We start from the raw sequence: 22,762 nt of genomic DNA, 5'->3' as shown, positions 1-22,762 counted from the left end.
GGAATAGATATGACTATAACTTAACTTTTCTAGTAGGGCTTTTATCTCTTTGAATATCAAGTTTTGTACCGAATAGTGGAGAATCTTGTAGAAAATCAATAAGGGAAGATTCTGACGAGTTTGCTATAATACTACACAAACGTTTATTTTCGTCTAATACTTCTAGATTTATCTCGATTAAAGGCGGGGTAAGTAAATGCTTAATAATTTCAGACCATTCTATTAAAACCAAATTACCGTTTAATGCTTCTTCAAATCCAAGTTCATAAATTTCTTCAGGTGATTTAAGACGATATAAGTCATAGTGATAGATAGTGAAGTTAGATGCTTTATATGTTTGCAGTAAGTTAAAAGTCGGGCTTATAATACTTGTATTTTCACCACAAAAATGTTTAATAATTTCACGACAAAAAAATGTTTTACCGGATCCTAGGTCACCGTTAAGTAAAACTATATCATTTGGTTTTAAGCTTTGTGCTAAAAGCTTTGCAAGTTTTTTTGTCTCTTCTTCGTTATTTAGCGTATGCATTTTTTAACTTGATTAATCATTTGTAAATATTGGTTCTGAAAAGTGTTTGAATCGACGTTTTTCACATTCCAGTTTTCGCTATTTAATATTATTATTTTAGCGTTTAATTTATCGTATAATCGTGAATTTTGTTCGTTACTTAACACAAGACATTTATTATTAGACTCTTTAATTAAATCTTCTAGCTTGCGTATATATCGTAGACTTTTTTGACTTTCGCTATATAATTTTGCAGTTTTAATATTAGTATTAACAAAAAAATACTCGCTACTATCACTTAATAAAATTACGTCTTTTATCGTTACAAATTCATTATTTTTAATTTCTTGTAGCTTGTTTAATTCTTTAAGTGCTGCTGAAAGGTTATTATTAATATCTTCTTGTAGCTCAGGAAATTTTTCGCTAAATATTCGTGCAAATTCTTGTAGTAAAATTCTTACATTATCAAGATCAAGCCAAATATGCCAATTATCTTTTATAGTGGTTAAAGATTTTATATCACTGATTTTAATAATGTTTTTGCTATGATTATCAATTAATTTCTCGGCAAAGCCGTCGAATTGTTCATTAATATAAATAGCTATATCGGCATTTTTGACTTTAGCAAGATCGCTTGGTTTTATATTATAATGATGAGGACAGTCGCTATTAATAGCTAGGCTCTCGATATCCGCTTTATCCTTAACAAGTATCGAAACAATACTAGCAATTGGCATAATACTTACAACTATCTTAGGCTTAGCGTAGCTAGTAAGGCTGAAGAATGTAAGGAATAGTAAAGTTAGAATCTTTCCGGTGTCATACCGTGGCTTGACCACGGTATCCATTTTTTTGGATCCCGCGATCAAGTCGCGGGATGACATTAGAAGTATATTATAAATCTTAAGCTTCATAACTTTTCCAACAACTCCAATTTACTAGGCTTGAAATCCTGCTCTATCCAAAAATTTTTTAGATATTCTAATTTTTCCCCTATCTCTTTTTTTTCTATATTCATATTTAATAAGTCATTACCGTTTACTTGGAATTTCGGGCGTAATAATGTATCATATTTATAAATAAATTCTTTTACTTGTGAATGGTCTAGTTTACCGATTATACAGGCTGCTAATAAATATTCCTTGTAGTTCTTTTTTTCAAACCAAATTTTTTTTATGTTAGCTTCAGAATCATTCAGAAAGTTCGTTATAGATAATATTTGCATTGCTTCCTGTCTTGAGAATTTCCAATCGAGAAGAAGCTTTGAATTTATATTTTTTAAATTATGTAGTAATAAAGCATAATTAGTTGCTAATTCTAATTCTTTAGATTGCTCAAAAAATTTTATTTTATAATTTTGGATAGAGAATATTAGTTCTAATATTCCTATTTCAAACATAGCTTCTAAAATTTGTGCCGCTCTTTTTGAAACGATAATTTTATCCATTTCACTTTTAATTCGCTCTCGTGATAAAGTTTTTAAGCCGTCTTTTAAAGCTTTACATGCTTTGAAGCTGCCATCATCAAGTTGATTCGCATAATAGCTAGAAAACCGAAAAAAGCGTAGGATTCGTAAGTAATCTTCTTTAATTCTATCTAGAGCTTCCCCTATAAATACAACCTTTTCCTGCTGCAAATCCTTAAATCCTTCAAAATAATCATATATCTCGTTCTTAAAGGGACAATAGCTTAAAGCATTAATAGTAAAATCTCGTCTTGCGGCATCTTCGGCAAAATCGTTTGTGAATATTACTTTGGCATGTCTGCCGTTACATTCGATATCTTTTCTGAGAGTTGTAATCTCAAATTTTTCCTCGTTTAAAATAGCCGTAATCGTACCGAATTTTAAGCCGGTCGGGATGGTTTTTATATTATAGTCAAATGATTTGAATTCACTGAACGAGTCGCTCGTCGCTCCCCTATTATCTATAGGCTTCGCTCCTCGCTCCTTGTAATTAAATCCAACTGATTTGACTATAGCTTTCGATAAAATATTTATTACTTCATCCGGTGTTAAATTAGTAGCTATATCGATATCGTAGCTATCTTTCTCTAGTAACGCATCTCGTACGCAGCCGCCGATAAGTCTTGATTGACCTTTTTCATTTAAAAGGCTCAAGATTTTTTTATATCCTTTTGAAGGAATTTTTAAAGTTTTATGTATAACTTGCATTATTTGATTATACCTATAGTATATAGTAGTTTTTAAAAAGACCTTGATGTCATCCAGTTAAAAGCTGGACCTTGTTGCGTGGATCGGTAAAACCCACTGTGTCACCCCGTGGCTTGACCACGGGGTCCTTAAAAACAATAAAAAATACTAATAATTTTAGTATTTTTAACTGGATCCCGCGATCAAGTCGCGGGATGACATAAGTGAAATCGATCCACGCAACAATGCTACGCGGGGATGACATCGAGTAGATTTTACCGTACATTCCTTTTTATTGCAAAAGATAAGTATAACAGGGCTTTTTTTTAAAAAATCGTGATTAATCGTTATTAAGCTCCCGTGGCATTTAGCTTTGTAATTGAGATTGATATGAATTTCGGCTTTTTCACAATGATTATTGTTATTAATGACAATTTTCTGTCCGTGATTAGTTATGAAAATATTATCTTTTAAAGGTAACACCATACTATCTTTTTGTCCGAACCAATTAGCCCAATAAGTTCTATTAAATGTAGGCATTTTATCGGCATAAATTATAAGCTTGTCGTCTTTGTCTTTAATGCCTACTGCCATATTGCCATATGATTTGTGTCAAATATTAATTCCGGCTTTGGAGAGTAGAACATAAATATAAAAGATATTATCATAATTACAAGACCAAGCAAACGCCACGAAGTTTTCCATATACAAATCCAAAAAAACCGAATAAAAAAAGTAATATGCTGAAATTGGTAATATAACCGAAATACCATACAGCTCCCGTTAAGCTATTAAAATAGGCGGCTGATTTTATTATTATGTCAATAAAAAATCCCATGATCATTAATATATAGCTATCAAACCCAATCATAGTAAAAGGCAGAGATAGCAAAGCAAGCGGCATAAGAAAAAATGATGTTATCGGAACAACAATGAGGTTAGCCGGCACTGAATAAGTGGAAAATATGAAGAATTGATTAATTACTACCGGAGCGGTTATAATACTTGCTAAGAAGCTTGAATAAATATTTGAAGCCATATAAAATTTTACTGCTCCAAAAATGCCTTTATTTTCCCCAATTAACCACGAATTTTTTAAGTAAAACTCGAAACCTGCAACAAGCGATAATACGGCGATAAAGGATAATTGGAAACTTGGATGAAAAATATATTCGGGATTTAACGATAATATTATAAAAGCCGCAATTGCAAGTGAACGAAGAGGAAAGCAAGAGCGTCTGATAATAATACCGTAAATAAAGATTGCAGCAGTAATAAAGGCTCTAGTTGCTGCTATTTGCATACCGCTTAGCTCTAAATAACCAAAGCTTCCTATTAGCGAACAATAAGCAGAGATTAATTTTATATTGAAATTATATGCCAAATAATTTGAGAGATTTAATAAAAATCTTGTAGTAAGGAAAATAATCATCACAACTAAAGATAAATGCAAACCTGAAACGCAGAGCACGTGTGATATACCGCTTTGCCTTATATCCTGCATTATTTGCCTGTTTAAACCTTTCGTCTCACCGAGTAATATCGCAGCTGCAAAATTTCCTTTATCATTTCCTAGCTTTTCTATTAAATTATTATAAATATAAGAACGTACTCTATAAATAAAGCTATCAAAATTTGTCTCGTTACGTTCTATAATTTGTGGCTGCGACATGGCATAGCCGTTTGCCCCTATATCCGATAGATAAGCGTAAAAACCAAAATCATATCCCCCGGGGAGTATAGCATTTTGCGGCTTATAGAGTTTAGCAAGCAAAGTAATTCTGTCATTTACCCTAATTTCTTGTATATATTTCTTCGGTATACTAATTTTAACTTTTTGTAAATTACGATTAATTTTTTCAATCTTAATGTTGTTTAATACTATTTGTCCTCCTATAATAGTCGGTTTTATCGATTCTATATTGCCGCTAATTTTTGTTATTATTGGTTTATGAAGTGTTTCGCCGTGTAAATTTGTCACACGATATTTAGAGATAAATACGCCAAAAATAAAAGCAATAATCATCCAGTAAGTAAACTGTAAAAATATATTAGAATTTCTAGTAAAGGTTAATATTAGGCAAGCACAAAAAATGAAAAAAATTGTTGTAAATGAAAGCTCAAAATCAAGCGAAAAATAAACAATAATACCGTAAATAAAACTAACAAAATACCAAATATTTAAATTATTATACTCTGCTTCCAAAGTTATTTTAAAATATTGTAGCAATTTTCAATTGAAAGCTAAAAATGTATTATACGTTATATCTATTATATTTTCAATAATTAGAATAAAATTCTCTCGTAATTATAAGTTAAGATAAATTAACTTATATATTGCTTTTTATTAACTTATTTATTATAATGCCCAACGTTTATGTATATAAAATTTTAATTTAATTATGTATATAAATTTTTAATTTAAATTGAGATATTTGTAATGAATAAGTTAACAGAACAAAATTTACTAAAAAAATCAAGGTTTTTAAAATATTCTCTGCTTGCCTCTATTTCAGTAGGAGCAATAATCGCAATACCTTTTGAGGGTATGGCGAGCAGCGATAAAAAAGCATTATTTCGTGACGCACTCGAAAAGAAATTATCGCTCAGATTGTCACAATCAAACGGAAATAGAGATACGACAAATACACCGCAGCAGATAGGAACAGTGATGGTACCGGAACCAGAAAGAAACACATATACTTCATCTGAAATAAGAGAAATGGAAATATCTAAGCAATCTAAAGCATTTAAGCCATCTAATCCATTAAAAGATATTCCTATAGAGGATCATTATAAAAAGGTAGCACGTAGTAAGTCTGATGTCGGAAAAGCGAGAAAAGTACGACCACCTACTAGAAGAAAAACATTTGTAGGTGCTGAAAAAGTAGAGCAAAATCAAAATAATTATACTCCTGAACCGACAGAGCAAACGCCTCAAAAACCAGAAATTATAATAACAGCGTCTTCGCCTACTGTTAGCCCAGCTTCAAATGGCTTTGTCACTGCACCTAATACACCAAATACTACTCTGACATCACCGGAACATTATACTACGGCACCTGGTACTACATCAACACTGGCGACTTCGTATCAGCCTACTCCAGATTCTAAACCAAATGATAATTTGGGAGCTAAGACACCACCAAACACAAACTCAAAGGCAGTACGAATATTATCGTTTAGTAGCGAGCCACAACAGACAGTACAACCTAGCACACAGGCTAAACCTCCGGTTCCTCCAAAATCTCTATTGTTGAGCAGTGCTGAAGTTGCAGCGAAGATGGTAAGTAATATATTACGAGTTAATGAGACGTTAGGAATCAAGTTAGCTGAAGTAGAATCGACAATTAAAAATACCCAAGGCAAAAAAAATAAAAAACCATTACAACAGCTACAAAAACAGATAGTTTCATCACAGAAAAAAACAAAAGTACTAAAGTTAGAAGCTGCAAAGATAGGAATAAAAATAAAAGAATTAGATGAAGAAAATAGGAGTCTGGCCAGTTGTAACAAAAAGACAGGAGGAGTAAAAAATAAGCATGAATTGGATAAAGATAGTGCAAAATTAAAAGAAAATAATAAAAAAATAGATGAACTTCAACAAAAGTTAACAAATAAAAATGAGGAAGCAAATAGTTTATCTAGAGAAATAGATGTTTCAGTAGGTGGGATAGTTTTAACAAAACCCCAAAGAAAAGCTCCGGTTACGGAGATGCCGCTGGTTGGGTTATTCTTAAATCAGCAGCAACAACTAGAGGTGCTTACTCAACGGCAGAAAGTCAATGCTGCTAGACAAGCTGTAGTCGATAAAAGGAGAGCGGAAACAAATGAAGTAAAAAGAAATAGTGCAGAATACAAAGATCTAATAAGTGAAAGAGAGGAAGTTCAATTAGAACAAAATCAACGACATATTGCTGTAGAAAAAGCAAGAGATATAGTAGGAATCAGGGAAGATATTGCAAAAAAAATGCAGCAAATATCAAATGCTAATACAACATCGAACAGGTTGCAAGAATTAGAATTAAAAGTAGGAGCTATAGAGGATAAAAAGCAAAGACAAGAAGCACAAAAACAATTATCGAAAATAAAGAAGCAAGAAAAAGCTATAAAAGCGGCGGCAGATGAAGCTCAAAAAATATTGAATGATGCAAAAAAGGAAGCAAGTAGAACAAAGCTAAAAAAACTGCAAGAGCAAATGGACAATCATGTTGCAATGGTAACAAATGATAAGATTGAAGAAAATATAAAAAAACTAGAGGGACTAGCTCTTACTCCGTCAACAACTTCTTCTGCTGCTACTATTTCTAAGCAGTCGCTAACAGCAAAGTCAACCATGCAATTAAGTCATGAGCTTCAGAGAACTTTGCCGGAGGATGAAGATGGGTACTTAGAGCCAATAAAAGTTCAGCAGCAACCTTATACAGTAATGTTGTCGAATCAAGAAGTGGCAGACCCTAAAAGTATGGATTCAGGCTTGGGAAGCTTACCAAGCGGTATTTCAGGTAAAGAAACAGATGAAGATACCGAATTTAATCTAGGTTGGGGAAATGTGCCGCATATGCAAACTGCTAATGTGAATAGTTCGCTAGAAAGTAATCCGATGTTAGCTATACTGCAGCAGCAAATACAAGAAAATCGTTCAAAAGCATATGGACAGCTTCCAAGCCATACAAAAGATATTTACGAGGCTAAGGTTTCACAATACATTAATTATTTGAATAGCATACAGTCAAATCAAGCTCAAATAGATGGTGTAATAGATAGTTTAGCGACAGAAATGAGAAAGTTAAGTGTGGATCAATTTAATCAAAAATTAGATGAGATTGCACATCTTGTCGGTATAAAGGCATATGAAGGTTTGGTCTCGAAAGTATATGAAATTCAGCAAGCTAACTTATTACAAACAACGACTACAGATGAAAGCTCGAGATCTAACAAAAATTGGAAAAATCCTGCACTATATTCTTTAAGTTCAGAGCTTGACAAAAAAGGATTAGAATATTTAGATTTAGCTGGCGACGCATTTGCTCAGAAATCAAAGCAACCTGATACGTTAACTATAGAAACTCTTGGTTTAATAACGCAAACACAAAATCCAACGGTCGCTAAAAGTGACTCATTGAAGAAAAGTAATGTAAGTGGAAGTATTCCGGAGATGCAACAACCGCAATCAGAAAAAATGCGTACTGAAACTTTAGATGTGCAGAATGATCTAGGGCTAGATTTACATTCACAAGAAGAACAGCTTAAAAGTATGGATTCAGGCTTTAAGAGTTTGGAAGGTCAAAATTTGTCATCAGCCTATGATTTCGAGCAACTATCAGCGAGTTGGGATGCAGCGTATAACCAAAGAATGAATACAAAGGCTGAAAATGTACCTCAAGAAACTTTAACTGAAGAAAGTACTTATTCAGTTTCTAGTAAGAAAAAACAAGGTAATATAATAAAGAGAGCTGTATCAAAAGTAGGGTCAATTTTACAAACAAATGATGCAGAGAACAGAAAAAGGAAAAGAGATGGAGAAACCTCAAAGCAAAGAACAGTAGATAAAGAGGGAGGATTTGGTCAAGGTTCGGGAAATGGGCATCATAAGGAGGCTATTTTAAGTGTAGATAGTAAATTAGTAGAAAAGGCAGCTCAACTTATAAGTGACTTAGATGTAAAAAGAAGTGAAATACTGCAAACAACTAGTCCTTCACAACAAAAATCACTTAATTTAGCTTTACGGGGAATAGAAAATGATTACCAAGAAGCAATTGAAGTCTATCAAGGATTACAACAGGCATTAATACGCAAACCGGAAGATATAAAAGCACATAATGCAAAAGCAGAAAAAAAATTGTACGCTATTAAAAGCAGAGCGGATAAACACTTTAATAATATAGAAACAGATGCAGATGTTGGATTTAATCCAAATTGGGGGAATGGTCATTCTATGCCAATTGCTAATATGAATAGCTTACCGAAAAATTTAGCTGTAGCCCCACCTATAAATGTAGGGTCACTATATAACTCTCCGCAAGCTCAACAGTTTCGAGAAGATCATAAAACTATTATAATAAATGCTATAAACCTAAGCTCTTCAGGAGTACCTAAGGAATCAATAGATTCGACAATAATCAAATCTTTACCTTATTTAGATAATGATCAATATCAAGAAGTAGTATTAAGAGTTGATAGAGTTCATGATATAAATACACGGAGTTATTTATTAAGCAAACTTAAACAACTAGGAGAATTAGAAGTAAGAGAACTTACAGATGGATATGCTTCACTATATAATACTGCTCCCCCTGAAGTACTAAGAGAAGCTGAAGCTTTACTTAATAGATCACAAGGTAGGCTAAATTTAGTTGATAGTACTATTAAAGGTACACAGCCATTATCTAATTTATCTACTATATATGAGCCGGTTAGTTATGAGAATTTAGCATCAGAAACAATATATAATAGAGAGCAACCTAAACCATCTATAAGTTGTAGGAATACTGGTAAACGAAAATTAGTTAGAACACCATTATTCAGTGCTGAGCTTGATAAGAAATTAGATTATTTAGATTTAGAAGATAAACTACTAAAAGTAGAGGAAGATAGAAGAGTTAAGGAAAAGCAAGCTATTGCCATATTGAATCAATATCAAGATCCAGAAAACCTAGAATTTAAGCGGTTAGCTATAGAAGCTCTAGACTTATCTTCAAAAGAATCACAATTAAAAGAAAAAAGGAAAGCCATAGAAGCAGCATTTCCTCTAAATGAAGGGTATTCAAGCACAGATGTATCATCATCAAGTTATTCAGTTGGCGACATAAGCGATTTACTTAGCGATACAGAATTAAATCTATCCCGTTCACCTTCAATTAACGGCTTAGAGGATTTAAGCGGTTCTAATGTTATGAAATTAGGGAAATTAAAATCTGAACATGAAAAAATAGCCAATGATTATAAGCCTAAGGTAACTGAAAGTAAGCCGGTATTTTCACGTTCATCTTCAGCTAGTAGCTTAAACATATTTGGTAGTAATGAAGATTTATCATGGGATAATACAGGAGATATAGGAGTAGGTCATAGATATGGAGCTGAGGATAGCTGTCCAACTTCGGGCCAGTTAAGCTCAAAGATAGCCAATAGTAGTGATAAAAATTCAAGTGAAACTAAATTAGCTCTTCTACGGACATATCAAATGGCAGTAATAGTTAAAAGGCAAGAACTGGAACAATTGCCAAGTACAGGCTCAGAAGCTGCTCAAATCGTTCAGCAGATTGAAGTGCTGAGAGAAGAAGAAGAACTTGTAAATAAGGTTTTGAGTAGAGCTGAAAAAGACCTGTTAGCATGTGATCAAGCTTTTTCTTTTGAAGAAATAAATAAGGAGATTAAGAAATACGATGCAGAAATCCCTGTATCCTTGGATCCACAATATAATTCAGACGAAGATATTGCGATTTTAGTCAGTAGTTTAGATGAGGAGGTTGAAAAATTCAATCGTAAAATGGATAAAATGTCAGCGTCGGATGGTAAATCAGAATCTACCTTACCTGCAGGCAATGAAGAACAAGAAGACACAGAAGTAACAGAATCCGGTATTCAAAAAGCAGGAGATAAAGGGTTACTTGCACTACCTGTATCAAGTAATGAGTGTGCATTAGCATTAAGTGATGGTAGAGAAAAGGAATGTTTAGCATTAGGCGATGGTAGCGAAGATGAAGAAAGTTATGATTCAGGATTTGAAGAGGAAGAAGAAATAATAGAGCAATTATCCGATTCCGATGGGGATAACCTTAAAATAACGGAAGTTGATACAGCTATTCCTCTTGAACAGAAAGCAAAAAAAGAAATGCAAACGCAAATTTCAGAAAATGCTCCTACTTTAAATCAAGCGAAAGTTGCTAATACTATTGTAAATAATATGATTCGTAACAGATTAGATGCATCTATGAATATGTCTAATAATATGGTAGCGGTAGGAGCTGGTGATGAAGAAGAATCTCGTATAAAAAGAGGTTTGTGGATGCGTGGTATGTACGGCACTAATAATCATGGACGCGTAGAAAATATGACCGGTTATAGAGGTACTAACAAAGGTGCTATTATTGGGTTTGACGTTGAAATCGACAATAATATTCTAGGTATAGCTTACAGTAATGTTTATTCAGTATTTAAATTTAAAAATAGTAAAAATAATGACAAAGAACTTATTGATAGTCATGTGGTTTCTATTTACGGACAAAAAGAATTACCGAGGAATTTTGCACTACAAGCTTTAGTATCTGCTTCTAAAAACTTTATTAAAGATAAGACAACTTATTCATATGGTGATACTAAAATTAGAAGTAATGTAAAACATCGCAATCATAGTTATAATGCGGAAGCATTACTGAATTATAATTATCTTTTGCAAAACAAGCTTGTTATTACTCATATCGGCTTAAGATACGGGAAGTCACGAGACGGGGTGTATAATGAAACCGGTATTAACGTACAAGAAATAGCTCTTACAATGAAAGAGAATAATATATTGTCCGGAATTGTCGGTACTAAAGTCAAAGTACCTTTAAAAGATGCTCTAAAATTTAATAATTTAGGTCTAACATTCCAAGGAGCGGTAGAACATAATTTAAAAGAGAAAACCCAAAAAATAAATAGAGTTGTTAAAATATTTGATAATACATTCAAACAGGATTATCTAATACCGAAGCAACCGAAAACATCCTATAATTTAGGAACGGGTATTATAGGTAGTATCAAGAATACTACTATTTCTTTGGATTATAATTATTATCTTAATAAACATTATAGAAGCCATCAAGGTAGTGTTAAGCTTAAGGTAAACCTATAATTTTATACTTGCAATATTGGCAAAGTTGTTGTATAAAACTTCTAACTTACTGTCATGCCGTGGTCATAGCCACGGTATGACTAATATATCTATTTGCCTACTTTAAAGTGAAGGCCCCTTCGTCTAGCGGTTAGGACACCACCCTTTCACGGTGGGAACACGGGTTCGAGTCCCGTAGGGGTCACCATTCTATATTTTCCTATAAACTCATTATCTCAAATAATCTAATTTTAAATTCAGAATAAAAATAATAATTGAAAATAATAACTTTTAATTTATAATATTTCAAAAAGTTTGGTTGAAAAAGCAAAGTTCAGTTCAATTAGAGCTAAGTATATTTATGAAAGCAGATGTGTTTTCTTCAAAAAATCCGGTTAATACAAGTGATTATCAAACAATTATAGCGTGTCTAGAACAGAACGTCCCTTCATTTGTTCATCTAGATTTTAGCAAGCTATCTTTAACGTTTCCGCAGTTAGAGGAAATAGCCGCTAAAATCCAAAATAATAATTTTATCGGTAATGTAAGCTGGGGCAAGATGCCTAATGCTTCTAGTGATATTGTACAAAAAATCGAAAGTAAAATTATCTTAAATAATCAAAACTATAAGCACCACCCTACCGACTTTCTACATGGTTTATTTAGTTTACATGCTGCTTATATAGATTCTACGGAAAATGATATTGTAAAATTTGCTGTAGAAAAGGAAAATAATGAAAAGGTAAAAATCCGAAATGAACAATTAAAAGACTGGAAACTATTTAAAATATTTAACAAGCCTAAAATAGGCAGATATTACGCAAGTAGCATATATAAATGAAAATACAAAACAAATAGTGCTTGCTTATCGAGCTACTACATTTGAAAAATTGGATTTACTCAAAACTAATTCACCTCTTAATGCTCATTTTAAAAGTATTTTAGGTGGGCAGATAGTAGCACAGCAAGCGGCAGCATATGAAGCTACAAAGGAAATTACCAAATATGCTAATGAGAATAATTATAATTTATCTTTTACCGGTTATTCTTTAGGTGCATGGCTTGCAGAACTTAGCTTATATTTTGCTCATAGAGATTTTCATTATTCAAAAGCAAAGGCAATCACGTTTGATAGCCCTGGTTTAAATACAAAAAATCTTCCCTCTCATATCCATAGTCATAAAACTACCTTTGACGCAAGAAATTTGGACATAACAACTTATTTATCAGCCCCGAATTTTGTAAATGTCTGTAATCCGCATATCAATAAAGCATATAGATTATTTCCTAAAATTACTCCAAAGCATACAGGCAAGATAATAAATATATTAAATAAAACACCGCTAATTAAAAACTATACTCCCTTGCTAGAAGGCATATTATCATTATCCGGTTGTTTACTTGAGCCAATGCTAGATGCTTTTGACCCAAAAACCGATAAACCTATAAGGTATGAGGAAGTACTAGATTGGCCTCGCATAGGATATCAGCCCAAAGGATAATACGCTAATAAATAAGGCACTTGATTTTATACCTTTAGCAAGCAATATAATATATAAAAATGCTACTGCAACGACATTTGGAAGCTTCTTAGAGGTAATCGATCAGCTTATAAGCGATAATATTGCAACCGGACAATTTTTAGAGGTTTATAAGCATTTAGAAAATAATGCCGCACAAGGATACCCATCAAAAGAGATTATAACCTCTGAGGGCAAATTTGAACTTTTTTACAAAGGACATTATCGTACAGAAAAAGTAAACTTATCTGTAGATATAGCAAATACAAATAATAAGGGCAGTAGTGATTGGTATCTAGCACAGTTGAGCAAATTGAGTATAGATAAAAAAGAAATACCGAATTTAATAAAACAACAGTTAAAAGCAATAAAAGAAATATATGAAATAAAACCTCAAAACAGCGAATATTATATATTCACAAACTCACCTAATATTAAAGTAAATGATTTAAGAGAGCAAATTTTAAGGTTAATTGAAGTAAGTAGGGAAGCAAAAAATGTATTGGAAAATAGCAATGCTTATACTTCTAATGAATCAATTAAAGTTACAGAAAATATAATTAGTAACTTACCGCCTTTATCAACTTATAATTTGATTGTCCGTAATGAAATATTACAAAAAATAGAAGAAACTTTAAACAAAAAACGATTTGTAACAGTTAGTGCTTATGCCGGAACAGGTAAAACTACTATAGCTATAGAATATGGTCGTAAACAAAGAGATAAAGCAAAGAAAATAGTACGTTTTATTAATGCAGATTCCTCAAGCAAAATTAACGGAGCATATAGACAACTTGCTGAGGAGCTTGGTATTAACGTAAGAGAAGAAAAAGAAGAAGAGATTATAATAAGATTAGTCTGTAATAAAATTGCTAATTTAAATTCAAATATGTTATTTATTTTTGATAATGTGGAAGAATATAAAGATATTACACCTTATCTTAATGGAATAAAAAACATATATAAAGATAAAACACAAGTAATAATTACTACTAAAAATAATAAATTAAGCGAAGATATAGAAAATATTATATTAGAACCTTTTAGCAAAAACGAAGCAATTTTATATTTAGTTGAATCTTTAAAAGATAGGTTGAATGAACAAGATATTAGTAATTTATTAGCAGAACTTAGCAGTGAAGATGGTTTTATATTACCGTATAGCTTATCTAAAGCAGTAGCATATTTAAAAGAAAATAAACTACTTAAAGTAAATGATTATATTAACTATTTGCAAGATAGTGAAGATGATCATCCAGGAACGGTTTTATTATTGCAATCATTAGAAAAATCGCCGGTAGCTTGGCAGATATTACAATATTCGGCATATTTAGATCCTGATTTTATTAGCATCGATATTTTCAAAGAATTATTTCTGATAGATGAAGAAAAGCTACAAGAACCTATAAAAAGGTTAGAAGAATTATCATTAATGAATTTAACATATCAAAATGGACAAACCGGCTTACAATTACATAGGTTAGTGCAGTCTACAGTAAAAAGATATGTAGATAAACATAAAGAACATGCAATAGACAAACAAAAAATTTATACAAGCCTAGCTGAAGCTGTAGACAGTTTATTTCCTTATTTAACAGATGTTCCAAACGAAGACTGGGAAAATGCTAAATTACTTTATCCACATATAATAAAAATATAAAACGATGATATTAAAATCTATAAGCTTATAAAAGCAAACTTATCTCAAAAAATAGGAAAATATAACGAATGTGTACTATGTAAGTTTATGGATTCATTAAAATATTACAAAAAAGCTTTAGAAATAGTGCAATCGTTATATCAAAACAATCATATCTATATTGCTAGCTACTTTAATAATGTCGGAGTAGTATATGATAAATTAGGTAATACTAAAAAAGCACTAAAATATTATGAAGAAGCATTAAATATGTTTGAAGGATTACACCAAGGTAATCATCCTAATATTGCTGAATCTCTTATTAAGGTTGGAACAGCTTATAAAAGCTTAGGAAATATTTCTAAAGGACTGAAATATAAAGAAGCATCTCTAAAGATGTATAAAGCAATATATCGAGGCAATCACTCTAGTACTGCAGACTCTCTTACTAATGTTGGGGTTACTTATGATAAATTAGGTAATACTACGAAAGCACTAGAATATTTTGAGTTAGCTTTAAAAATGTACCAAGCATTATATAAAAACGATCGTCCTTGTATTGCAGGATCTCTTAATAATGTTGGATTAGCTTATGATAAATTAGGTCATATCTCTAAGGGATTAAAATATAAAGAAGAAGCACTAAAGATATATCAAAGATTATATCGAGGTAATTATCCTTGTATTGCTAGTTCTTTTAGTTCAATTGCATTATCTTATAAAAAATCAGAAGATATAAACAAAGCCATAGAACTTTGTAAACAAGCTTATTTAATGTATGGACAAACTTTAGGCTTAGAACATCCTAATACTAAATTTATAAGAAGTTATCTTAAAACAGTTACCCAGAATTTATAAAAAATAACGAAACTAGGGAGTTTATATTACAAAGAGGTGATTTTGAGGAAGTTATATTAGAAATTAAACAAAAAATACAAAAAAGAGTCTTAAATAAAATATATATTAATGCTGCTAAATATAAATGGAGTAGCAAGTTCTCAATCTTAGGAAATTGAGGGGTAAAAGGCTTTTAGGCGATAGATATTTAGCAAAACAACTAAGAGCTTTAGCAAATGTTAAAAATATAGAAATAGCTAAAACGTTATGCTTTGAAGCAATTTGTTTAGGAGCGATTAACAGCCTTAGCAAAAACTTCGCTTGTGTAAAAGAATTCGCTAGAGCCTATCCTGAATTAACAAACAAGATAACAAACGAACATCCGAGTCAGTCATATAATTTGTGTAAGTTAAAAAAAAGCAGATAAAGAATTACTGTAAGAAATAACGACTTAACCAAAGGAAAATATGGCTAAAAAATTAGAACAAGAGACAGCAAAAACAAATATAAATAATGAACTAGTAGAAGAGCTATTATCGCAAGCTAATCCTTCTGAGCTATTTGGTAAAGATGGACTGTTTCAGCAACTAAAGAAGCGTCTAGTAGAAAGAATATTGGAAAGTGAACTAAATCATGAATTAGGATATTCTAGGCATAGCAAAGTAGCGAAGATAGATAGCAATCGTAGGAATGGTACAACAGAAAAAACAATAATAGACGAGAGCGGTCAAAAAATAGTAATTGATGTACCACGTGATAGAGATAGTGAGTTTGAACCGCAACTAATCCCTAAAGGAGTTAGAAGATTTTCCGGATTTGATGATACGGTTATTTCCCTCTACGCTCGAGGTATGACTATGAGCGAGATACAATCACATTTAGAAGAAATCTACCATACAGAAGTTTCCAAGGAACTTATCTCTACCATTACCGATGGAGTAATGGAAGATGTAATAAGATGGCAGAACAGAGCTTTAGATAGGATATATCCGATTGTTTATTTAGACTGTATAATGGTAAAAGCAAGAGATAATAATATGGTTATAAATAAAGCTGTTTACCTTGCTATTGCAGTTAATACAGAAGGTAAGAAAGAGTTGCTTGGTATTTGGATTAGCAAAAATGAAGGTGCAAAATTTTGGATGCAAGTTGTAACCGAGCTAAAAAATCGAGGTATAGAACAAATTTATGTAGCATGTATTGATGGGCTTAAAGGCTTTAGAGATGCTATAAACAGTATCTTTCCAAATACTATAGTACAACTTTGTATCGTGCATATGGTTCGTAATTCTGTAAAATATGTTTCTTATAAAGATCTTAAAGAAGTAACGGCTGACTTAAAACAAATCTATACAGCAAATAATGAGAGCATGGCAAATTTAGCATTAGAAGAGTTTGCTAAAAAATGGGATAGCAAATATCCGGTTATTTCTGATATATGGAAACGTAATTGAACTGGAATAGTGCCTTTTTTTGCCTTTCCAGAAGAAATTAGAAGGGTCATCTATACTACTAATACGATTGAATCGGTAAATCGTCAAATCCGTAAAATTATCAAAAATAAGGGAGTTTTTCCAGATGATAAATCTATTACAAAAATCGTCTTTCTGGCTCTAAAAAATGCTGCAAAAAAAATGGACCATGCCCATTAGAGAATGGTCCCTTGCTTTAAATCAATTTGAGATACTTTGCGGAGATTTTAAATATGAATTATTAGAAAATGAATTTTAGATACTTACACAAAATTTATGATTGACTCAATTTTATCAAAAAGTGAGCCATGGCCTCTCCCCAATTTTGGATAGGCATATTCCATTTTCGCGTAATATAGTCAATTGTCAAGTACAAAGTCTTAAATACAGAGTCGTCGTTAGGAAAACCCCTTTTGTTATTAGTAACCTTGCGTAATTGACTATTTAAACCTTCGATTGCATTGGTTGTATAAATGATACGCCTAATCACTTCTGGGTATTGTAAAAAAATTATCAAATTCTGCCAATTATTTTGCCATGATTTTGCAATATGTGGGTACTGTTTGCCCCATTTCATATCAAAATCAGATAAGGCAGTAAGTGCTTCATCCTCAGTGATAGAGCTGTATACTAGCTTCAAATCTGCTGCAAGTTCTTTACGATCTTTATAGCTTACATATGACAAACTATTTCTGATTTGATGTACAATGCACAGCTGATGCTCAGTTTGTGGATATACTGCAGATATCGCCTCACTCATGCCCGTTAGATTATCGCTACAAGCAATTAAGATATCTTTTAATCCCCTGTCTTTCATTTCAGTAAAATTATTTAACCAAATTTAGCTCCCTCATTCTCGCTAATACACAAGCCTAAAATATCTTTCCTTCCGGTTAAATCTACACCTAAAGCTACATATACTGCCTTATTGATAATTCTCTTATCTTGACGTACTTTAACTATAAGTGCATCAAAATATACTATAGCATATATGGCTTCCAGAGGCCTATTCTGCCAACTCCTGACCTCATCCATAACATTATCGGTAACCCGACTAATAAGGCTTTCACTGTTCTCTGCACCATATAGCTTATGAATCTGAATCTTAATGTCAGAGAGGCTCATCCCTTTAGCATATAAGGATAATATCTTCTGATCTAATCCATCTAATCCTAGTCTGACGCTTTGGCACTAGTACAGGAGAAAATTCAGCATTTCTATCACGTGGTACTTCAAGTTCCAATACTCCACCTTCAGTAATTAGGCTTTTTTTGCATACACCATTTCTACTATTGTCAGTCTCTATCCTGCCATATTTGTTATAGACAAGATGCTCATCCATCTCAGCTTTTAAGGCTCTTTCAAATATATTTTTAGTTAACTGCTTTAATATCCCGTCTTTGGCAAAAAAACTCGTTAAATCAGTATCTTTATCTATTAGCAAATCTACTGCTTGTTTTATCTTCTCTTGGTTACTGTTACTCATGTTATTCCTGATAAATTATATTATTGTTAATATAACCTATCCTAGAAATTTACACACTTAGTGAGACAGCACCGATAAAACTTGTTTTTTATCTGTTTATTTTATCAAAATATGTAACTTCTATATCAATATTGAAGTTATTTTTCTAGATTTCTGCTTTTGCAGAAATGACATTAAAAAAAATTGTTCGATACCATAGTTTTATACACCAAGCAATTGTTGTAGAATACGTAAAATACGATTTACTTCATAAGAAGTAGCCTGTGCTAATCTTGGATAGATAATTCTTGTTATGCTTATTGACCTGCAATGTTCTATTAGTGCATAACTTTTTACCTCTAAATTATCTCGTACATCTAGTTCAAAATGAAGATTACTAAATTCCGGTTGTGATTGGCTGCTAAGAGGACAAATAAAAATTATAGGAGGAATAGAATCTAATATTGTTTGTGAATTTAATATTATTACGGACGTATTTTTCCAACTTCATTTATTTTAGCAGGATCAAGCCTAGCCAAATAAATACCGCCCCGTGTTAATATTTCTTTTTGCTCCACCATTTTTCCTTTTCTTCTAGTAATTCTGAATTTAAGTTTTCAGTGATTTCTGTCATTTCTTCTAGATATTTTTTAGATTTGTTCATTGCATTAAAGCTTTTTATAATATCGTCTTGTTCAAATTGAGACTGAAGATTATTGAGTTCATGTATAATGGCTTGACGAATAAATGCTGTTCTAGATAATCCTAGCTTTTTAGCAATTTCATTACTAGCTTTAGCTATATTATCGGGTAGAGTAATAGATAAGCTTGTCATATCATTTTTTATATATAATTTTATATTAAATATAATACTAAATTCTTAAAAAAGCAATATATACTAGGTCAACTTCAAAAATTGGCTATGTCATTCTACAAGAGCTGCGGTACTCACGTATTAAGTATACGCTCCGCTCCTCGCCTTGTGAATTCCTTGCTCTTTTTGAAATTGACCTTCTTATACTACTTTTCATTTCACATCAGTATACTTACAATTCTCTAACTGGTTTTAATACTAGCTTCTTATTCCTGAAGATATTGATTCTAGAAAAGAAGCCGTTTTTTGGTTTTTTAAAATCACGTTTATAATTTTCACCGGTGACAGCATTATAGCTAGTAATTAAAGAAGGTATAACCTCGTTATAATATATTTTATAAAGGTCATGCATAGTTTCTTTGGTAGTTAAATATCCCCATTTTACGGCTTGTTGCGGTACTCTAGCGAGTGCCTCAATGCAGGCTACAGCTTCTTCAATTTCAGGGTTTTTATTTTTATACACTTCAGCGTTTGGCGATAAATTAGCTTGCATATCTTTAAACATAGCCTCAATCATTAATGCCATATATTTATCGGTTTTAAATTTTTTTACAAATATTAGGTTATTCCTACTGCTATAATTTAAAAGCCGAAATTTATATATAAAAATCATAAATTTTATAGCATAAACTTTTAAGCCGCTAACTTTATTTGCATTATAAAATTTAAGCTTTGTTTCATAATCTAATTGCTTTTTCATGCCTGCTTTAAGGAGCTTACCCAGCAAATTATGACAATGTATTATATCATTTTTTCTAGCAATTCGTACTTTATCGGTAGCTTTAGTACCGGAAAAATTAGCCGAATGGCGAGTTATTTGCCTGCCGTTATCATCTCTTTTTATATCGGCAAAATGCCCAAGCTCTTGGGCTGCGATAATCTGAAGCCTAGCAACGGCAGGCCAGCCATTACCGTACATAGGATAGTCTTTATTGTTTTCAGCAAAAGGATTACCGCCGCATGAAACAAAAATAGCTACGTCCTTGCCGTTAGTGCTTTGCATACCGCTATTACCGCCTACTCGTTGCCAGCTAACCATATCCATCATATCGCCGATATTATGCGAATAGGTAAGGAATACTTCCGTCTTATTAAGAAGAAGCCACCTTATTACGATCGGATGAGCCGACTGAACAAAAAGACGTGCCAACATTTCGGTTACTTCTTTCTTAACCGGTTGTAGCTTTTGTATTTGTTTTTTTAAGTTATCAAAGATTGATTTTATTTTCTGATCTGAAGCAGAGTTTCTATATAAATTTTGAAAAAGCTTGGTAGTTTCAGGAATTAAATGCGGGCTTGTTAGTTCTTCTTTACTAACCATTAAGCTTATATTAAGAGCAGGCTCGGTAAATCTTGCAAAATTGCAGCAATCATCGGTATCTATCCGTAATTTACCAGACTTAATTAATTGCATAGCCAAATGCTCATACTCTATTTCCATGTCCTGCTTATAAATAGCAGGAACATTGTCAAGAATGTGGTATATGCTAGTCATTTTAAAAATTTAGTGGTTATTTTCTACATTACCTGTTGGTAGTACCTCATCATTTTCGTCTATATTTAAAGGTATAAGCTCTAAGTTAAATGCAAGCTCAGGTTCATTAGGTACGTGCTTCGGTTTAGGTTCTTTTTCGAATGTAAGGTTTACAACAACATCTACCTTAGGGAATACTGTGTCAAAGCAATCTTTAAAAAATTTATCTGACGATTTTAACTTTATTGCATCTAATGCTTTTTGTCTACCATCTTCATTTTTAATACATGTGTTAATTGCCTCTCTCCTAAAAAATAAATTAGGATAATCATTGAAAATTTTTGTAATTAGCTCCGGCTGTTTCTCACTAAAATATTAGAGACATGCCTTATTACCATATCTAAATATTTTATATGCTAAAAATAAGACAAAACAACCTTGTTCTTCTTCAGTAAATTTATCAGCAAAATATTTTTGATTAAAAAAATCTTCAACCCCTCTTCTGATGCCGGTTGAAGAAAACCCTATTTTTTTCAAAAGTGGTTTTGAGAGATCAACTGAAACGCAAGATATCTTTACACTTCGCAGCTGTCCGATTTTTGCTTTCTCAGTTATTATTTCAGATTCAGGTACTTGCTTTTCTATTTGCCATAAATCATATTCTACATTACCGGGAGTAGTTTTCATTACATTATCCCATGATTTGTATAATCCCTCTTTTGTAGTAGTTAAAATCTGGTTTAAAAACGATTTAGAACTACTTAATATGGTCTCTGCAAACTAATCAAAGCAATAGCATCTTTATACGCTTGCTTCTCTATAGGCTTATCATTCATTTCTTTGGTATCTGTGGTATCATAACGAAAAAATTTACTTTGCATCGGCAGTTTAGTCTCAAAAAAATTACTAAAACTATTTTTTGTATCTGCATAATCAAGTTTTGTGATTTCTGCACTCCTTAAATGAGCAAAAAGTAACGCTAATTTCTGTAGATCTTGTGCTACAGGTATGGTCATATCAGATTGTTTATTAATCATTTTACAAAATTTAGTAAGTACATCTACTAGCTTTTTTTCTTCCTTAGAGTTAAACATATTATCACCGGCATCATGCAGAACTGCTATTAGAGCAGTGGCAATAGGATTTAAAAAGCCGGACGCTGCTATGTCGCCAAGATAACAAACCCATTTTATAAGAGAAGAGGCACTCACACGTTCCAAATGCCCTGCGTCAGGAACTACTAGACCACTACTTACGGCACTAGCAGCAATACATACATTGTGTAAAGCCATATTAAAACATTTATAATATTCTTCTAATTTAGGGTTAATGACTTTTAATTCTTTAATTTGGTCGTTTATATTTGCAGTATACCCAACATTTGCAGATTGTAATATTTTTTGTACGTCTGCAATAGTTAGTTTTATTTCTGTAACATCTTGACGAAGTTCAAGCATAGAGCTTTTTAATTCATTATATTCTTCTCTCGTTACATAATCGCTATTATTATTACTTACAATTAATTGACTCTTAGATAAATCATTTTCTCTCGGTAGCAGCTGTGAATTATTAGTTTTATTAGGTTCTGGGGGTATTTGACTGAGAATTCTCTGAAATTCTTCCTCATGCTCCGGGCAAGGTTTATATTTTTTAAGTACAGTACCAGCTTCGCTTAATTTGCCTGCTTTCCAAAAAGCTTTTCCTAATAAAAAATCAGTATCTTTAGGCTTAGATGATGTATATAGAGCTGCTTGTCGTAATGAAGCTACTGCTTTAAGGTAAAGGGGTTGTTGCTCAGTGATATTATTAGTATGCTCTCCCCAACATAAGTAAGTGAAGCCTTCATAATAATAATAATAATAGGCATGTAGAAAACCTTTATATTGTTTAATTAAAGTAAATATATTAAGTGTTTTTTCATATTCATTTTTACTTAAAAACTCTCTTCCTTCAGAGATTAATTGGTCTACTATCTCTTTCATATTCTAATCTATTATTAGTTATAT

The 22,762-nt window shown here is 32.0% G+C and carries 15 protein-coding genes, 1 tRNA gene and 6 pseudogenes; 10 read left to right on the top strand and 12 right to left on the bottom strand.

The annotated features are described in order from the left end of the window. Window positions 1-13: 13 nt before the first annotated feature. The 3 genes from tsaE to AC5587_RS08210 all read right to left on the bottom strand — a co-directional run bounded on the left by tsaE (window position 14) and on the right by AC5587_RS08210 (window position 2,681). Complete coding sequence (gene tsaE / locus AC5587_RS08220; protein ID WP_499162423.1) at window positions 14-529, bottom strand: tRNA (adenosine(37)-N6)-threonylcarbamoyltransferase complex ATPase subunit type 1 TsaE; 516 nt, start codon at window positions 527-529, stop codon at window positions 14-16. Then, window positions 517-1,356, bottom strand: coding sequence for a metal ABC transporter solute-binding protein, Zn/Mn family (locus AC5587_RS08215; protein WP_499163029.1), 840 nt, complete (start codon window positions 1,354-1,356; stop codon window positions 517-519). Before AC5587_RS08215 ends, tsaE begins: the two co-directional genes overlap by 13 nt. A 62-nt stretch (window positions 1,357-1,418) precedes the next feature. After that, entirely contained in the window at window positions 1,419-2,681 is a 1,263-nt protein-coding gene (locus AC5587_RS08210) for a palindromic element RPE2 domain-containing protein (protein ID WP_499162421.1), read from the bottom strand. A gap of 71 nt (window positions 2,682-2,752) precedes the next feature. Here AC5587_RS08210 and AC5587_RS08205 point away from each other — a divergent pair, with 71 nt between their 5' ends. Beyond that, window positions 2,753-2,884 carry a proline/betaine transporter gene (locus AC5587_RS08205; RefSeq protein ID WP_499162420.1) on the top strand — a complete coding sequence of 44 codons (132 nt, stop codon included), beginning with the start codon at window positions 2,753-2,755 and terminating at the stop codon, window positions 2,882-2,884. 232 nt (window positions 2,885-3,116) lie between these two features. Here the strand turns inward: AC5587_RS08205 and AC5587_RS08200 are convergent. From AC5587_RS08200 to AC5587_RS08190, 3 genes and pseudogenes are all read right to left on the bottom strand, one after another. After that, window positions 3,117-3,328: pseudogene (locus tag AC5587_RS08200) on the bottom strand (ComEC/Rec2 family competence protein); the annotation flags it as partial. A gap of 2 nt (window positions 3,329-3,330) precedes the next feature. After that, window positions 3,331-4,155 (bottom strand): ComEC/Rec2 family competence protein, encoded by an 825-nt coding sequence (locus tag AC5587_RS08195; protein WP_499163028.1) that lies wholly within the window; start codon window positions 4,153-4,155, stop codon window positions 3,331-3,333. 225 nt (window positions 4,156-4,380) lie between these two features. After that, window positions 4,381-4,866: pseudogene (locus tag AC5587_RS08190) on the bottom strand (hypothetical protein); the annotation flags it as partial. Window positions 4,867-5,100: 234 nt separating this feature from the next. Here AC5587_RS08190 and AC5587_RS08185 point away from each other — a divergent pair. The 9 genes and pseudogenes from AC5587_RS08185 to AC5587_RS08145 all read left to right on the top strand — a co-directional run bounded on the left by AC5587_RS08185 (window position 5,101) and on the right by AC5587_RS08145 (window position 17,202). Further along, window positions 5,101-11,496: an autotransporter outer membrane beta-barrel domain-containing protein gene (locus AC5587_RS08185; RefSeq protein WP_499162419.1), complete on the top strand. Its 6,396-nt coding sequence runs from the start codon at window positions 5,101-5,103 to the stop codon at window positions 11,494-11,496. A gap of 112 nt (window positions 11,497-11,608) precedes the next feature. Beyond that, a tRNA-Glu gene (locus tag AC5587_RS08180) sits at window positions 11,609-11,683 on the top strand. Window positions 11,684-11,836: 153 nt separating this feature from the next. Then, on the top strand, window positions 11,837-12,316 hold the full coding sequence (locus AC5587_RS08175) for a hypothetical protein (RefSeq protein ID WP_499162418.1): 480 nt from the start codon (window positions 11,837-11,839) through the stop codon (window positions 12,314-12,316). Window positions 12,317-12,332: 16 nt separating this feature from the next. Continuing rightward, complete coding sequence (locus tag AC5587_RS08170; RefSeq protein ID WP_499162417.1) at window positions 12,333-12,977, top strand: lipase family protein; 645 nt, start codon at window positions 12,333-12,335, stop codon at window positions 12,975-12,977. Between the two features lie 331 nt (window positions 12,978-13,308). Then, entirely contained in the window at window positions 13,309-14,655 is a 1,347-nt protein-coding gene (locus AC5587_RS08165; RefSeq protein ID WP_499162416.1) for an AAA family ATPase, read from the top strand. A gap of 15 nt (window positions 14,656-14,670) precedes the next feature. Next, a pseudogene (locus AC5587_RS08160) lies at window positions 14,671-14,853 on the top strand (tetratricopeptide repeat protein); the annotation flags it as partial. Between the two features lie 51 nt (window positions 14,854-14,904). Then, entirely contained in the window at window positions 14,905-15,492 is a 588-nt protein-coding gene (locus tag AC5587_RS08155; protein WP_499163027.1) for a tetratricopeptide repeat protein, read from the top strand. Window positions 15,493-15,646: 154 nt separating this feature from the next. Continuing rightward, window positions 15,647-15,898: a hypothetical protein gene (locus AC5587_RS08150; protein ID WP_499162415.1), complete on the top strand. Its 252-nt coding sequence runs from the start codon at window positions 15,647-15,649 to the stop codon at window positions 15,896-15,898. Between the two features lie 40 nt (window positions 15,899-15,938). Next, a pseudogene (locus AC5587_RS08145) lies at window positions 15,939-17,202 on the top strand (IS256 family transposase). 15 nt (window positions 17,203-17,217) lie between these two features. Here the strand turns inward: AC5587_RS08145 and AC5587_RS08140 are convergent. The 6 genes and pseudogenes from AC5587_RS08140 to AC5587_RS08115 form a co-directional block, all read right to left on the bottom strand. Then, window positions 17,218-18,429: pseudogene (locus tag AC5587_RS08140) on the bottom strand (IS256 family transposase). A gap of 201 nt (window positions 18,430-18,630) precedes the next feature. Then, window positions 18,631-18,843, bottom strand: a complete 213-nt coding sequence (locus AC5587_RS08135) for a type II toxin-antitoxin system PemK/MazF family toxin (RefSeq protein WP_499163026.1) — start codon at window positions 18,841-18,843, stop codon at window positions 18,631-18,633. Window positions 18,844-18,964: 121 nt separating this feature from the next. Beyond that, entirely contained in the window at window positions 18,965-19,243 is a 279-nt protein-coding gene (locus tag AC5587_RS08130) for a ribbon-helix-helix protein, CopG family (RefSeq protein WP_499162414.1), read from the bottom strand. Between the two features lie 211 nt (window positions 19,244-19,454). After that, entirely contained in the window at window positions 19,455-20,777 is a 1,323-nt protein-coding gene (locus AC5587_RS08125) for a DUF2748 family protein (protein WP_410527069.1), read from the bottom strand. A 9-nt stretch (window positions 20,778-20,786) separates the two neighbouring features. Next, window positions 20,787-21,313 (bottom strand): annotated as a pseudogene (locus AC5587_RS08120) (hypothetical protein). 204 nt (window positions 21,314-21,517) lie between these two features. Then, window positions 21,518-22,738: a hypothetical protein gene (locus tag AC5587_RS08115; protein ID WP_499162413.1), complete on the bottom strand. Its 1,221-nt coding sequence runs from the start codon at window positions 22,736-22,738 to the stop codon at window positions 21,518-21,520. Window positions 22,739-22,762 lie beyond the last annotated feature (24 nt).

It is taken from the genome of Rickettsia endosymbiont of Hedychridium roseum (assembly GCF_964028255.1).
Classification (GTDB): domain Bacteria; phylum Pseudomonadota; class Alphaproteobacteria; order Rickettsiales; family Rickettsiaceae; genus Rickettsia; species Rickettsia asembonensis.
This window is presented reverse-complemented; position numbering and strand designations above follow the sequence as displayed.